Source organism: Staphylococcus durrellii, from assembly GCF_015594545.1.
Classification (GTDB): Bacteria; Bacillota; Bacilli; order Staphylococcales; family Staphylococcaceae; genus Staphylococcus; species Staphylococcus durrellii.
In genome coordinates, this window is sequence record NZ_JADIIO010000001.1 from 2,137,739 (window position 1) to 2,151,337 (window position 13,599).

Below are 13,599 nucleotides of genomic sequence, written 5' to 3' on the forward strand. Positions count from 1 at the left end.
TTTATTATTATTTCATAATTAGTCGTAATTCTTCCCTTTCCTCCGTTGAGAGAAATGTATGATTCACGGCATTTTTATTAATTGCTTCAATATCTTCCATCGTAAGCTGCTGTGCTTTAAGAAGGAGGTCATACTCTGCTATTAATGTTGTTTGTGTAACTGTTCTATTATCCGTATTTATAAGAAAAGGAACACCGTTTGATAGTAAATACGGTAAATTTAATTCCGAAACATCGCTAATCGCTTGTGTTTGCAAATTACTACGTGGACAAATTTCTAATAATACTTGTTGTGCTTTTACTTCTTCTAAAACTTGTTGGTCATTGTTAATTGCAACGCCATGGCCAATCCTTTTTGCACCTAACTTAATTGATTCTACTACATTATAAATACAACCACATTCTCCCGCATGTAGCGTTAGATTTAATCCTTTCTCAACACCATACTGAGCCGCTTCTTGTATTGCTTCTGGCGGAAATGCTGCCTCTGGGCCAGCAAAATCAATACCAGCGATATGTTCATTGTCTGCTTGAAGCACGTGGTCAAATAGATCTATGTTAATTGCATTACTATGTTGACGCATTGCACAAACTAAAATATTAATCTTAATATTGTATTGAGTCATTGCCAGTTTAGCACCTGCTATAACTGCTTGAATCGTCTCATTTATACTAAGACCCTTCTCCATATGAAATAATGGTGCAAATCTAATTTCTATGTATTTAACGTTATCTTTTACTACTTGAGAAGCTACATCAATCACAGAACGTTGTAAGCTATCGGCAGTTTGTAAGACCTTTTGAATTTCGTCAAAGCAACGTAAGTATTCTTCTAAGTTTTCACAATTTTGGTCGACTTGAAGGTTTTGTTCATTCAAAGTAATTCCTTGTTCAAGGGCTAGTTGCTTAAGCAATGCAATACTAACTGATCCATCTAAATGGCAATGCAATTCAATTTTGGGGATAGTATATAGTTGTTGTTCCATTCTTTACTCCTTGTTTCTTTAATAGTTATATGACATACATTACTTTGTAATCATAACGTTTAACATTATACATCATATAGCTAGATAGCACATAATAGTATAATAAAATAAATTAATTTTTCCAATTGAAATGTTTTAAGGTTAACGAGTTTAAGCTAAGCTTTACGAGCAATATAGATATAATATTTAAAAGAAAAAGGCGTCTAAATTTTGTAGCTGGTAACCTCTAGGAATACACCTCTAAATTATCTAGCGAGCGGAGATAACAAAGTAACTGTAGATGGTGTGGAAGCATTAGAACAATAAACTGCACATTTACCAATTCAAGTCATACTATGTTATAACTTACTTTATCACTTGGTTTAGTATAGGCGTTATGCTTTATAAGCAATTTATGTATGGCTCATTATCTATGTCTAACGGTGTTCAATCTTTTGTCCATATCGATGATGCCGTTGAAACAGTTATACAAGTCCTATCATTTGAACCAAATAAATATAACTGATGATAATCCAGTAAACAGAGAAACACGGGCTAAATGGTTTACTCAGGATAATCCTAAGCTTAACATTGAACCCGCTGCTGATTTCAAACGTGTTGCAAGTAGTAAGACATTTAGACAACATGAGAGAAGTTTAATTGATTTTGATTGGCAAGAAGGAATGAATCTAATTAAATAATTGTTCGAGCACAAAAGGTATAATGACGAAGTATGCGACCTCTTCATTATACCTTCTTTATTTACTATCTAATTGTAGCAATTTTTGATAAAAATAGTTTGCTACAACTATATCTACAATGGCTAATCCTACTGATTTAAAAACAGTTATTTCCTCATTATTCAATCTACCTTCAAGCTTACCTGCTACGATATTGCCCAATTCTCCGTATAGATCATCGCGCTTAAATACGCCCTCATTTATTGGTGTTATAAGATCCCCTGTCTCTTCTAACGCTGTATCACTTGATTCAACAACGACTTTGTCTGCTTGTTGCAGTGTGACAGATGGTAATTCTTGCATATCCGGTTTAAAAGAACCTACCGCATTGACATGTACACCGGCTGTTAATGCGTTCTGAAATACTGGCGTTACAGCATTTGTAGCAGTAACAATAACATCGGCATTATGCATCGCATCTTCAACGTCTTCAAATACCTCTGCAGTTATATCATATTGTGCCGCTAATTTGTTAGCAAAAGTTACTGCTTTATCATATGTCCGATTGAAAAGTTGTATATGATTAACTTTTCTCACTGCAAGAACCGCTTGGACTAAACCTTCAGCCTGTTCACCAGTCCCAATAACACATAACGTTTTGGCATTTTGTTGCGCAAGATGTTTTGTTGCTACACCAGAAATTGCACCTGTACGTATTTTAGTCAGATATGATCCCTCTAAGACAGCTAACGTTTCACCCGTTTCGTAATCCGATAAAATAACTGAACCAACTATGGTATTTTTCCCTTGTTGCGGATTATTAGGTGCAAATGTTACTGTTTTCAATCCTACTATACCTAATTTGTCAGATAATGCCGGCATCACTAAATATTTATTTTCCTCATTAAATGGTAATACATGGCGTAGAGGATTTTTAGTTTGTCCCTCAGAATAAGCTTGCAATGCTTCTTCAACTGCTTTGACAACTTCTGCCATGTCTAGTAATTCAGCTTGTTTCTGTTCACTTATAAATTGCATGTTGATTCACCTCCCTATGTATGATTGTGAATTTTTATGACTTACCATGCTTCATACACTATGTCACTTAATTTATAAAATATATTATTTTAAATGATTTTCGAAGTCAGCATCAGTATATTTTTCAACATCTTCGAGTGTGACACTTTCTTGTAGTTCTACTAATTTCATGATACCATCCTCAAAATGAAAAACTGCTAAATCTGTAATCAACGTATGAACAACTTCGCTACCTGTTAAAGGTAACTCGCACTCTTTTTTTACTTTTGATTCTCCATGTTTATTCATATGGTCCATAATAACGACGACTTTTTGAGCACCAACCACTAAATCCATAGCGCCCCCCATACCTTTAACTAATTTTCCAGGTATCATGTAATTGGCTAAATCTCCTCGTTGTGAGATTTCCATACCACCCAAAATGGCTAAATCAATATGACCACCTCTTATCATGGCAAATGACTCAGCATTATCGAAATAGGAGGCACCTTTAGCAGCTGTGACTGTTTCTTTGCCCGCATTGATTAAGTCAGGATTCACTTCGTCTTCGGTTGGATATGGACCAATACCAAGCAAGCCATTTTCAGATTGGAAATAAACATTTTCAACGTGGTCGTTAATCTCATTTGCTACCAAAGTAGGCATGCCGATACCTAAATTAATAACCATACTACTTTTAATCTCTTGTGCAGCACGTTGTATTATTTTTTTCCTTTGTGTCGATTTATCCATGATTAGCCTCCTTAACTGTACGTTTTTCAATGCGTTTTTCGTAATTCTGTCCTAAATATATATAATCGACATACACACCTGATAAATGAACATCGTCAGGATCAATTTCCCCAATCTCTACAATTTCTTCAACCTCTACAACAGTAGTTTTAGCAGCCATTGCACATAGAGGATTAAAGTTACGCGCTGTTTTATTAAATATTAAATTACCAAATTCGTCTGCTTTAGCCGCTTTAACGATTCCATAATCTCCCTTGATAGCAAGTTCCATAAGATAATTTTCACCATCAAATTCTCGTGTTTCTTTGCCTTCAGCAATTAGTGTACCTACACCTGTCTTAGTATAAAATGCAGGAATACCTGCACCACCTGCACGTAATTGTTCAGCTAAAGTACCTTGTGGTGTTAACTCTACTTCTAACTCACCGTTAATGAGTTGACGTTCAAAAATCTTATTTTCACCAACATAGGAGCTTATCATTTTATCAATTTGTTGATATTCTAACAGTCTACCAAGTCCAAAATCATCTACACCACAGTTATTACTAACTACTGTTAAACCTTTTGTTCCTTTATATCGAATAGCTTCAATAGCATACTCAGGTATACCACAAAGTCCAAAACCACCCGCTAAAACGGTCATCCCATCTTTTAAATCAACAAACGCCTCGTTGATGTCTTGAATAACCTTTGACATGCAATCCCTCTTTCTATTTCATTATTTATTCAACTGTCATTATACTTGAATAAATAAGCAAAGTCTTTTAATTATGATTACGCTTTCATTTGTAGCTACTATTGCTTTGGGAAATGTTATATTTTTCATTAAAAAGGCTTAACGTATTAATGGAATACGTTAAGCTAGCTTTACTTATTAATTTTATGCGATTTCTATCATAAATCTACGTATAATGGTACCATCTTCATGTTGATATGATTCAATTTCTTCGCCACCGTTATTTAAAATTACAGTTGCCGAAGCTTTATTACCATCATCACAAGTAATTAATGCTTCTTGAACACCTATTCTAGACAGGTAATCTAATGACTTTTTAAGAATTTTTGTGCCATATCCTTGTTGACGATATTTTTTACTTACACCATAACCTATATGGCCACCGTGTTTTTTCAATGCGTCATTTAAATTGTGACGTATATTGGCAGCGCCAATAATTTCTTCGCCAATTAAAAATAGTGTTGTATTATCAATTTTTTGGTCGTGTGACTTATTATCTTCTAATTTATGCACTAAGTCTTCAAAATTGTCATACTTTGCAATGTTAGTAACTGTTGGCACGATATGTTCATCATTATCTAACCACTCTTCCATATAATTACAGTACAACTCTTCATCACCCATCGTTAATTCTCTAAATTCTGCCATTACATTACGCCTCCCCGTGCAAGTCATTATTATGTGTATTTATATAGTAGACATAGTTGTCAGTCCATTTCCCATCTTCATAAATAAAACCTTCACGTAAACATTCAAATTTAAAACCTACCTTTTCTAATAATTTTATAGATGGTTTATTATCAATGTTAACGTGTGCTTCGATTCTATGAAATTTTAACGTCTCATAAGCTTGAAAGACTAATTCTGCTACAGCTTCATAGCAATAACCATTTCTCCAATACTGGTTATGCATAAAATAACCGATCTCAGCCCATTGAAAATTATCCCTACTAAGCGTTTTTATATCTAACATTCCTAAGTGATTATTATTACGGTCAAAAATACCCCAAATATACAAATCATCTTGTTCAGCAGACATAGTTTGTCGTTCAACCAAGTCATAAAACCAAGTAACGGTAGCATCCGACATATCTAATTGACCCTTATCATGCTTATATTGTGCTGGTAGTCTATCTTTGAAACCTTTTAACCAAGCTTCATAGTCATTTTTAGCTAACGGTCTTATGATAAGACGCGGTGTAGTAAAATGCAACCGTGACAATTTATCCATATTTTATCCCCTTAAACGACATTTTTAATAGTATACATTAGCTAGAATATAGCATATAAGTCACTATTATGTCAGTAGTAAATGTAAGTGATTACAATATTTATCACTTGGGTATATTAAATAATAAACAATTAAAATGTGGCGCTTGTCGATAAGACATAAATAATTGTTAGCTTATTTAACAACTACAATAAGGCAACAATTTAGGGGGCGGTAACGATGAACAAAAGTCTATCAAAAATACTATTCACGTTCTTTGGCATATTAGCTTGGTTAGCGACAATGATAATTTTTATTTTACCAACTTTAACACCTTATCAACATTATATCGAGAGTCAAAGCGGTATTTCCGAAGGTTGGATTGTAGTATTACTCGTCATAATCACGTTATTTTATATTGGTATTCTAATACTAGATATATATAACACCTTTGCCACACAAGTATTGCAATTCATATTATTATCACTTGTAGTTATCTGTGCATTACCATCTATAACTGCGTTTATTATCGTGTCATTTATTATAGACATTAGTATTATTGAGGTGTTTATCCCAATAGTATTAGTCATTCTAACTATTTTATTGCACATACTATGGTGTGCAATACCATTTATGCAAACGAAAGCTGAAAGAGAAAATAATCAAACTAGTGACAAACATTAACAACGCTAAAAGCTTAGGCCGTGATTTTATTATCACAACCTAAGCTTTTTTAAACGATTAATTATTCTTGCTCAAACAGCTTATCCAAAAGTCGAACACATATTCTTGATTATTATTTAAATAATCGCATGGTATACAAACCAAGATTTCATTTTTCCCTCTCCAATATCAGTATTCTCTTTAGCGTTATGTCGACGTTCAGTTTCTTCAAAAGGTAAATCAAAATAATAAATATGTGCAGTTACTTCAGGCAAATCAATTAATGATTGTAGCATATGATTATATTTATCTTTGTTTAATTTCCCTTCTATAATGCCATATAGACAGTGTTGTATAGCATATAGTGTGATTTGTTGGATAAGAGTTATCGCTAAATTACGCGGAGAGACGATCACGCATCTTCACCAAGTTCATTATGTAATGCCTTTGCGATTGTAGTTTTGCCACTACCAGAATTGCCTCTTATTATAATCAAATCCATCTCAACACCTCACAATATATAAAAATAGTCGAGATATGAAGTAGTGCTTCGAAACTTATGCTAAGTTTCTTGCTGATACTTATATCTCGACTATAATATCTTAACTATGAATAATTAAATAATGTCTAATTCTTTACCAACTTTTTCAAATGCTGCAATTGCATCATCTAACATTTCTTTTGTATGTGCAGCAGTAGGCATATTTCTCACTCTACCAGTACCTCTTGGAACTGTAGGGAAGACGATTGATTTAACATATACGCCTTCTTCTTTTAGACGGTTGCTAAATTCTTGCGTCTTCTTCTCATCACCAATAATAACGGGTGTAATTGGCGATTCTGATTGACCGATGTCAAAACCAAGTTTTTGTAAATTTTCTTTTAAATAATTACCATTTTCCCATAATTTATCATGTAATTCTGTAGAAGACATTAATTTTTTCACAGCTTCAGTGATTGCTTTAGTGTCTCCAGGTGCTAATGAAGTTGAGAATAAGAATGGTCGTGATTGTACTTTTAACCAATCAATTAATGATTGTGTACCAGCAACGTAGCCACCTACAACACCGATTGCTTTAGATAAAGTACCGATTTGGAAATCAATTTTATCTTGTAAACCAAAATGTTTAACAGTGCCTGCACCGTTACCCATAACGCCTGAACCATGTGCATCATCTACGTATGTTAGTAGACCAAATTCTTCAGCGATTTCTACGATTTCAGGTAGCTTTGCAACGTCACCGTCCATACTAAATACACCATCAGTAATATACATTACTTTGTTATATTGGCCTGATTCTACAGCTTCTTTTGCTTTCGCACGTAAATCCTCCATATCTGAATGGTTTACACGAATAATTTTCGCACGTGATAAACGACAACCATCAATAATAGACGCGTGGTTTAATTCATCTGATAAAATCGCATCATTTTTGTTCATTACAGCAGAAATAGCTGCCATATTACAATTAAATCCTGATTGATAAGCGATTGCTGCTTCTGTGCCTTTAAATTTAGCTAATGTTTCTTCTAATTCATCATGTAAGTCTAATGTACCGTTAATTGAACGTACAGCACCTGCACCTACACCATGTGTATCTATTGCATTTTTAGCTGCTTCTTTTAAATCTTCGTCTGTTGCTAGTCCTAAATAGTTATTTGAAGATAAGTTAATATAATTTTTGCCGTTAATTTTAATTTCAGGCCCATTGGCACCTTCAATTGTATCTATTTCGTTATAAAGTCCATTATCTTTCAAGTAATTAATATTTTCTGATAAAAAGTCAGTAAGTGATTGTACCACTTCAAATCCCCCTTTGAGTTATCTATCTACTATCACAATGATACCTTATTTTCACTTAATATAAAAGCACTAACAAGTCTACCTTATAGCAAATTAATGAACATATACCTCTTACTATATATCATGTTATACTATGTATAAATTGCAATAGGAAGAAGGGCTTACGTTGTTTGATTGGTATCAACTTGCGTCTAAAAAAGAAGATAAAATGATTCAAATTCGTAGATATTTGCATCAATATCCAGAATTATCATTCGAGGAGACACATACACATGAATTTATCGTAAATCAATTAAAACAATGGTCATGTGATATAACTGAGCCTGTAGGGCGTAATGGTATCGTAGCTACCTTCAAAGGTAAAGGTGAAGCTCCAACCATCGCATTGCGTGCAGATTTTGATGCGCTTCCTGTTAAGGAGCTTACCAGCCACGGCTTCAAGTCGCAAAACGACGGTGTAATGCATGCCTGCGGTCATGACGGTCATACTGCTATTTTATTAGCAGTTGCCGAAATAATAAATGATAACCTTGAATATTTAGCAGGTAATGTCGTACTTATTTTCCAATATGGAGAAGAAATGATGCCTGGTGGTTCTCAAGAAATGATTGACGATGATTGTCTTAACGGGGTAGATAAAGTGTATGGACATCATTTATGGAGTGGTTATCCTACTGGCACCATTTATTCAAGAGAAGGCGCGATGATGGCTTCACCTGACGAATTTAGTATTAAAATACAGGGTAAAGGTGGTCATGGAGCTAAACCTCATGAAACTATTGATCCTGTAGTCATTTTGGCTGAATTTATTTTAAGCGCACAAAAAATTGTGTCACGTACGATAGATCCTGTAAAACAAGCTGTAGTAAGTTTTGGTATGATACAGGCAGGCAGTACAGATAATGTCATTCCAGATGTTGCATATTGCAAAGGCACTGTACGTACATTTGATACAGAAATACAGCAGCATGTTATAGATAAGTTGGAGAAGCTATTGGCAGGGTTAGCAGTAGCAAATGATATAAAGTATTCCTTAAATTACGTAAGAGGTTATTTACCATTACACAACAACCCTAAATCTTATAACACAATTAAGACTGCTGCCAATGCTTTAAACTTCAGATTCAATGATTCAGAACTTATGATGATAGGTGAAGACTTCTCACACTATTTAAAAGTCCGACCCGGCGCCTTCTTTTTAACAGGTTGTGGTAATCTACAAAAGGATATTACGGCTGCACACCATAGTCCTTATTTTGATATTGACGAATCATCAATGAAATATGCAGCAAGTACATTTTTAAAGATATTAGAATTAGAAGAAGTCATCAAAAAGTAGTTGTTATGTTTATAGTGATAACGTAATTTTCAACATTAAAACGAGCAATATTAACGCAAAAATGGTAATTTCTATCAAAAGTTAGAAATTACCATTTTTTATTGGTCCATATTATGTATTGATTAATTTAAATCTATAGATAGGACTATCCCCTAAAAAAGTGTACCCAATAATACAAAAATATAAAAAGTAATCTTAATAAAGAGATTGCTTTTCAAACATGTTGTTTTGTTATTTGACTATGAGATGTCATTTTATGCAAAAAAAAGCCCCCATAATGGGGGCTTAAATTATAGTTGTTAAAAACTATGATTTATTATTTTTCGATTTGAGTAACAACGCCTGATCCTACAGTACGGCCACCTTCACGAATTGAGAAACGAGTACCGTCTTCGATAGCGATTGGTGAAATTAATTCAACGTCCATTTCAACGTTATCACCAGGCATAACCATTTCAGTACCTTCTGGTAAAGTAACAACACCTGTTACGTCAGTAGTACGGAAATAGAATTGTGGACGATAGTTACTGAAGAATGGAGTATGACGTCCACCTTCGTCTTTTGATAATACATAAACTTCTGCTTTAAATTTAGTGTGTGGTGTAATTGAACCAGGAGCAGCCAATACTTGACCACGTTGGATGTCTTCACGTGCAACACCACGTAATAAAGCACCAATGTTGTCACCAGCTTCAGCATAGTCTAATAATTTACGGAACATTTCTACACCTGTAACTGTTGTTTTACCTGATTCTTCTTGCATACCGATGATTTCAACTTCTTCACCGACTTTGATTTGACCACGTTCAACACGGCCTGTAGCAACAGTACCACGACCAGTGATTGAGAATACGTCCTCAACTGGCATCATGAATGGTTTATCAGAGTCACGTTCTGGAGTTGGGATGAAGTCATCAACTGCTTGCATTAAGTCTAAGATTTTTTGTTCATATTCTTCGTCGCCTTCAAGCGCTTTTAATGCAGAGCCAGCAATTACCGGAATGTCGTCGCCAGGGAAGTCATATTCGCTTAATAAGTCACGTACTTCCATTTCAACTAATTCTAATAATTCTTCGTCGTCAACCATGTCAACTTTGTTTAAGAATACAACTAATGCTGGAACGCCAACGTTACGTGATAATAAGATGTGTTCACGAGTTTGTGGCATTGGACCGTCAGCAGCAGATACTACTAAGATACCGCCGTCCATTTGAGCAGCACCAGTAATCATGTTTTTAACATAGTCAGCGTGTCCTGGGCAGTCAACGTGAGCATAGTGACGTTTGCTTGTTTGATATTCAATGTGAGCAGTATTGATTGTAATACCACGTTCTTTTTCTTCTGGAGCGTTGTCAATCATGTCGTATGATTGTGCTACAGTGTCACCATTTTTTGCTAATACAGTTGCGATAGCAGCTGTTAAAGTTGTTTTACCATGGTCAACGTGACCGATAGTACCAATATTGGCATGTTCTTTTGAGCGATCGAATTTTTCTTTAGCCATTATAAAATCTCTCCTATTCTCTTAAAAAATTTATTTAATAATTTATCTCTCATGACAGTTTCTCACCATCATGAGAAGATGGTTTGCATTTTACATAAAGTAACATAGTTCCTTTATAATGCATTTAATCCAAAAAATCAATTCAAACAATTATAAAGTTAAATTAAACTCTTAATGTATTTTATCGACTTTAGCCAATCAATACAAGTCTAATTAATCAGCTTTGTTACCATTGTTTTTCTTGATAATTTCATCAGAAATTGATTTAGGAACTTCAGCATAGTGGTCAAAATACATAGTGTAAGTACCGCGACCTTGAGTGTTAGAACGTAATGAAGTTGCATAACCGAACATTTCTGAAAGTGGTACAAAGGCGTTAACAACTTGTGCATTACCACGAGGTTCCATACCATCAACACGTCCACGACGAGCTGTTACGTCACCCATGATATCACCCATGTATTCTTCAGGCATTTCGATTGTAACTTTTGTAATTGGTTCTAAGATAACTGGATCACATTTTTTAGCAGCTTCTTTAAGTGCTAATGATGCAGCGATTTTGAAGGCCATTTCTGATGAATCGACATCATGATATGAACCATCAAATAATTTAGCTTTAACATCGATTAATGGGTAACCAGCTAATACACCGTTTTCCATTGCATCTTTAAGACCAGCTTCTACAGATGGAATGTATTCACGAGGAACTACACCACCAACGATAGCATTTTCAAATTCAAACCCACCGCCAGTTTCGTTTGGAGCGAATTCGATTTGAACGTCACCGTATTGTCCACGACCACCTGATTGACGCGCAAATTTACCTTGAACTTGTGCGCTTTGCTTAAATGTTTCACGGTAAGAAACCATTGGCGCACCTACGTTACATTCAACGTTAAATTCTTTTTTCATACGGTCAACTAAGATGTCTAAGTGAAGCTCACCCATACCACCGATGATAACTTGTCCTGTTTCTTCATCTGTGTGTGCATGGAATGTAGGGTCTTCTTCTTGCAATTTAACTAAAGCTTGAGTCATTTTATCTTGGTCAGCTTTAGATTTTGGTTCAACTGATAAGTGAATAACAGGCTCTGGGAATACCATTGATTCCAAGATAATGTCATTTTTCTCACCACATAAAGTGTCACCAGTACCTGTATCTTTAAGACCTACCGCAGCAGCGATATCTCCAGAATATACAGTGTCTAACTCTTGACGTGAGTTGGCATGCATTTGTAATAAACGACCAACACGTTCACGTTTGTTTTTAGTAGAGTTTTTAACGTATGAACCTGATGTTAAAGTACCAGAATATACACGGAAGAAAGTTAATTTACCAACGTAAGGGTCAGTCATAACCTTGAATGCTAATGCAGCAAATTCTGCACTGTCATCTGGTCTTGCAATAACTTCTTCATCTGGATTATTAGCGCGGTGTCCAACGATTGGTTTAACATCTAAAGGAGATGGTAAATAGTCAATTACTGCGTCTAGCATTAATTGAACACCTTTGTTTTTAAATGCTGTACCAACAAGAACTGGATAGAATTCTACGTCAGTTGTTGCTTTACGGATAGCAGCTTTTAATTCATCTATAGAGATTTCTTCATCTCCAAGATATTTTTCCATCAATTCATCACTTGTTTCAGCAACTGCTTCAATTAAGTTAGCGCGTGCTTCCTCAGCTCTGTCTTGTTGGTCTTCAGGAATTTCGATTTCTTCAATCTCAGTTCCTAAGTCATTGTTGTATTTGTAACATTTCATTTCAACTAAATCGATAATAGCTTCAAACTCATCTTCTGCACCAATTGGTAGTTGGATTGGTTGAGCATTAGCTTGTAAACGATCGTGAATTGTACTTACAGAATAATCAAAGTTTGCACCTAATTTATCCATTTTGTTAACAAATACGATACGAGGTACACCATAAGTTGTAGCCTGGCGCCAAACTGTTTCAGTTTGAGGTTCTACACCTGATTGCGCATCAAGTACTGTAACTGCACCATCAAGTACACGTAATGAACGTTCAACTTCTACAGTGAAGTCTACGTGTCCAGGAGTATCGATAATGTTTACACGGTGGTCATCCCATTGTGCAGTTGTTGCAGCTGATGTAATTGTGATACCACGGTCTTGCTCTTGCTCCATCCAGTCCATTTGTGAAGCACCTTCATGTGTTTCACCAATTTTGTGGATACGGCCAGTATAGTAAAGAATACGTTCTGTCGTAGTTGTTTTACCAGCGTCGATATGAGCCATGATACCGATATTACGAGTTTTTTCTAAAGTAAAATCTCTAGCCATGTATTTTTCTCCTTCCAGTATTACTGTGAATAAATACTATAAATACGGCGGTGCCCTAAGTACAACCTAATGATAGCGAACTATCATTCTTAAAAATACTTAGGAAACAACTACCATTTTACCAACGATAGTGGGCAAATGCTTTGTTTGCTTCAGCCATTTTGTGAGTGTCTTCACGTTTCTTAACTGCGCCACCTGAATTGTTAGCTGCATCTAAGATTTCATTAGCTAAACGCTCTTCCATAGTTTTTTCACCACGAAGACGTGCATAGTTAACTAACCAACGTAATCCAAGAGTAGTACGACGTTCTGGACGTACTTCTACAGGTACTTGATAGTTTGAACCACCAACACGACGAGCTTTAACTTCTAAAACTGGCATAATATTTTCGATAGCTTCTTCGAATACTTCTAATGCATCTCTACCACTACGTTCTTGTACTAGTTCAAATGCAGAATAAAGAATTCCTTGAGCTGTTCCACGTTTACCATCTAACATAATTTTGTTAATCAATTTCGTAACTAATTTTGAGTTATGAATTGGATCTGGTAATACGTCTCTTTTTGGGACTGATCCTTTACGAGGCATAAAATAAGTCCTCCCTTCCTATTATAATGAGATTTA

Annotated in this window: 15 protein-coding genes; 3 read left to right on the top strand and 12 right to left on the bottom strand. The window is 35.1% G+C overall.

The genetic code is table 11. The annotated features are described in order from the left end of the window. Nucleotides 1–7 precede the first annotated feature (7 nt). Nucleotides 8–985, bottom strand: coding sequence for an adenosine deaminase (gene add / locus ISP02_RS10345; RefSeq protein ID WP_195721489.1), 978 nt, complete (start codon nt 983–985; stop codon nt 8–10). Between the two features lie 446 nt (nt 986–1,431). Here add and ISP02_RS10350 point away from each other — a divergent pair, with 446 nt between their 5' ends. Further along, nucleotides 1,432–1,665: a hypothetical protein gene (locus ISP02_RS10350; protein ID WP_208455793.1), complete on the top strand. Its 234-nt coding sequence runs from the start codon at nt 1,432–1,434 to the stop codon at nt 1,663–1,665. 57 nt (nt 1,666–1,722) lie between these two features. Here ISP02_RS10350 and ISP02_RS10355 read toward each other — a convergent pair whose 3' ends face one another. The 5 genes from ISP02_RS10355 to ISP02_RS10375 all read right to left on the bottom strand — a co-directional run bounded on the left by ISP02_RS10355 (nt 1,723) and on the right by ISP02_RS10375 (nt 5,381). Continuing rightward, nucleotides 1,723–2,682 carry an ornithine cyclodeaminase family protein gene (locus ISP02_RS10355; protein WP_195721491.1) on the bottom strand — a complete coding sequence of 320 codons (960 nt, stop codon included), beginning with the start codon at nt 2,680–2,682 and terminating at the stop codon, nt 1,723–1,725. Between the two features lie 84 nt (nt 2,683–2,766). Then, nucleotides 2,767–3,414, bottom strand: a complete 648-nt coding sequence (locus ISP02_RS10360; RefSeq protein ID WP_195721492.1) for a 3-oxoacid CoA-transferase subunit B — start codon at nt 3,412–3,414, stop codon at nt 2,767–2,769. Next, complete coding sequence (locus tag ISP02_RS10365; RefSeq protein ID WP_195721493.1) at nt 3,407–4,111, bottom strand: CoA transferase subunit A; 705 nt, start codon at nt 4,109–4,111, stop codon at nt 3,407–3,409. The genes ISP02_RS10360 and ISP02_RS10365 overlap by 8 nt, the downstream gene beginning before the upstream one ends. 183 nt (nt 4,112–4,294) lie before the next feature. Beyond that, entirely contained in the window at nt 4,295–4,798 is a 504-nt protein-coding gene (locus ISP02_RS10370; RefSeq protein WP_195721494.1) for a GNAT family N-acetyltransferase, read from the bottom strand. Nucleotides 4,799–4,802: 4 nt separating this feature from the next. Beyond that, nucleotides 4,803–5,381: a GNAT family N-acetyltransferase gene (locus ISP02_RS10375; RefSeq protein WP_195721495.1), complete on the bottom strand. Its 579-nt coding sequence runs from the start codon at nt 5,379–5,381 to the stop codon at nt 4,803–4,805. Between the two features lie 219 nt (nt 5,382–5,600). Between ISP02_RS10375 and ISP02_RS10380 the strand changes: the two genes are divergently transcribed. Beyond that, on the top strand, nt 5,601–6,044 hold the full coding sequence (locus tag ISP02_RS10380) for a hypothetical protein (RefSeq protein ID WP_195721496.1): 444 nt from the start codon (nt 5,601–5,603) through the stop codon (nt 6,042–6,044). 116 nt (nt 6,045–6,160) lie between these two features. Here the strand turns inward: ISP02_RS10380 and ISP02_RS10385 are convergent, their stop codons facing one another. The 3 genes from ISP02_RS10385 to ISP02_RS10390 all read right to left on the bottom strand — a co-directional run bounded on the left by ISP02_RS10385 (nt 6,161) and on the right by ISP02_RS10390 (nt 7,827). Then, entirely contained in the window at nt 6,161–6,439 is a 279-nt protein-coding gene (locus ISP02_RS10385; protein ID WP_195721497.1) for a P-loop NTPase family protein, read from the bottom strand. Next, complete coding sequence (locus ISP02_RS13210) at nt 6,436–6,525, bottom strand: sigma 54-interacting transcriptional regulator (protein WP_328806048.1); 90 nt, start codon at nt 6,523–6,525, stop codon at nt 6,436–6,438. The genes ISP02_RS10385 and ISP02_RS13210 overlap by 4 nt, the downstream gene beginning before the upstream one ends. Nucleotides 6,526–6,639: 114 nt before the next feature. Further along, nucleotides 6,640–7,827: a glycine C-acetyltransferase gene (locus tag ISP02_RS10390; RefSeq protein ID WP_195721498.1), complete on the bottom strand. Its 1,188-nt coding sequence runs from the start codon at nt 7,825–7,827 to the stop codon at nt 6,640–6,642. Nucleotides 7,828–7,993: 166 nt separating this feature from the next. Between ISP02_RS10390 and ISP02_RS10395 the strand changes: the two genes are divergently transcribed. Continuing rightward, complete coding sequence (locus tag ISP02_RS10395) at nt 7,994–9,166, top strand: M20 family metallopeptidase (protein ID WP_195721499.1); 1,173 nt, start codon at nt 7,994–7,996, stop codon at nt 9,164–9,166. A gap of 316 nt (nt 9,167–9,482) precedes the next feature. Here the strand turns inward: ISP02_RS10395 and tuf are convergent, their stop codons facing one another. From tuf to rpsG, 3 genes are all read right to left on the bottom strand, one after another. Continuing rightward, complete coding sequence (tuf, locus tag ISP02_RS10400) at nt 9,483–10,670, bottom strand: elongation factor Tu (protein ID WP_195721500.1); 1,188 nt, start codon at nt 10,668–10,670, stop codon at nt 9,483–9,485. 213 nt (nt 10,671–10,883) lie between these two features. Then, nucleotides 10,884–12,974, bottom strand: coding sequence for an elongation factor G (gene fusA, locus ISP02_RS10405; protein ID WP_195721501.1), 2,091 nt, complete (start codon nt 12,972–12,974; stop codon nt 10,884–10,886). A gap of 118 nt (nt 12,975–13,092) precedes the next feature. Beyond that, nucleotides 13,093–13,563: a 30S ribosomal protein S7 gene (rpsG, locus tag ISP02_RS10410; protein ID WP_048792368.1), complete on the bottom strand. Its 471-nt coding sequence runs from the start codon at nt 13,561–13,563 to the stop codon at nt 13,093–13,095. Between the last annotated feature and the right edge of the window lie 36 nt (nt 13,564–13,599).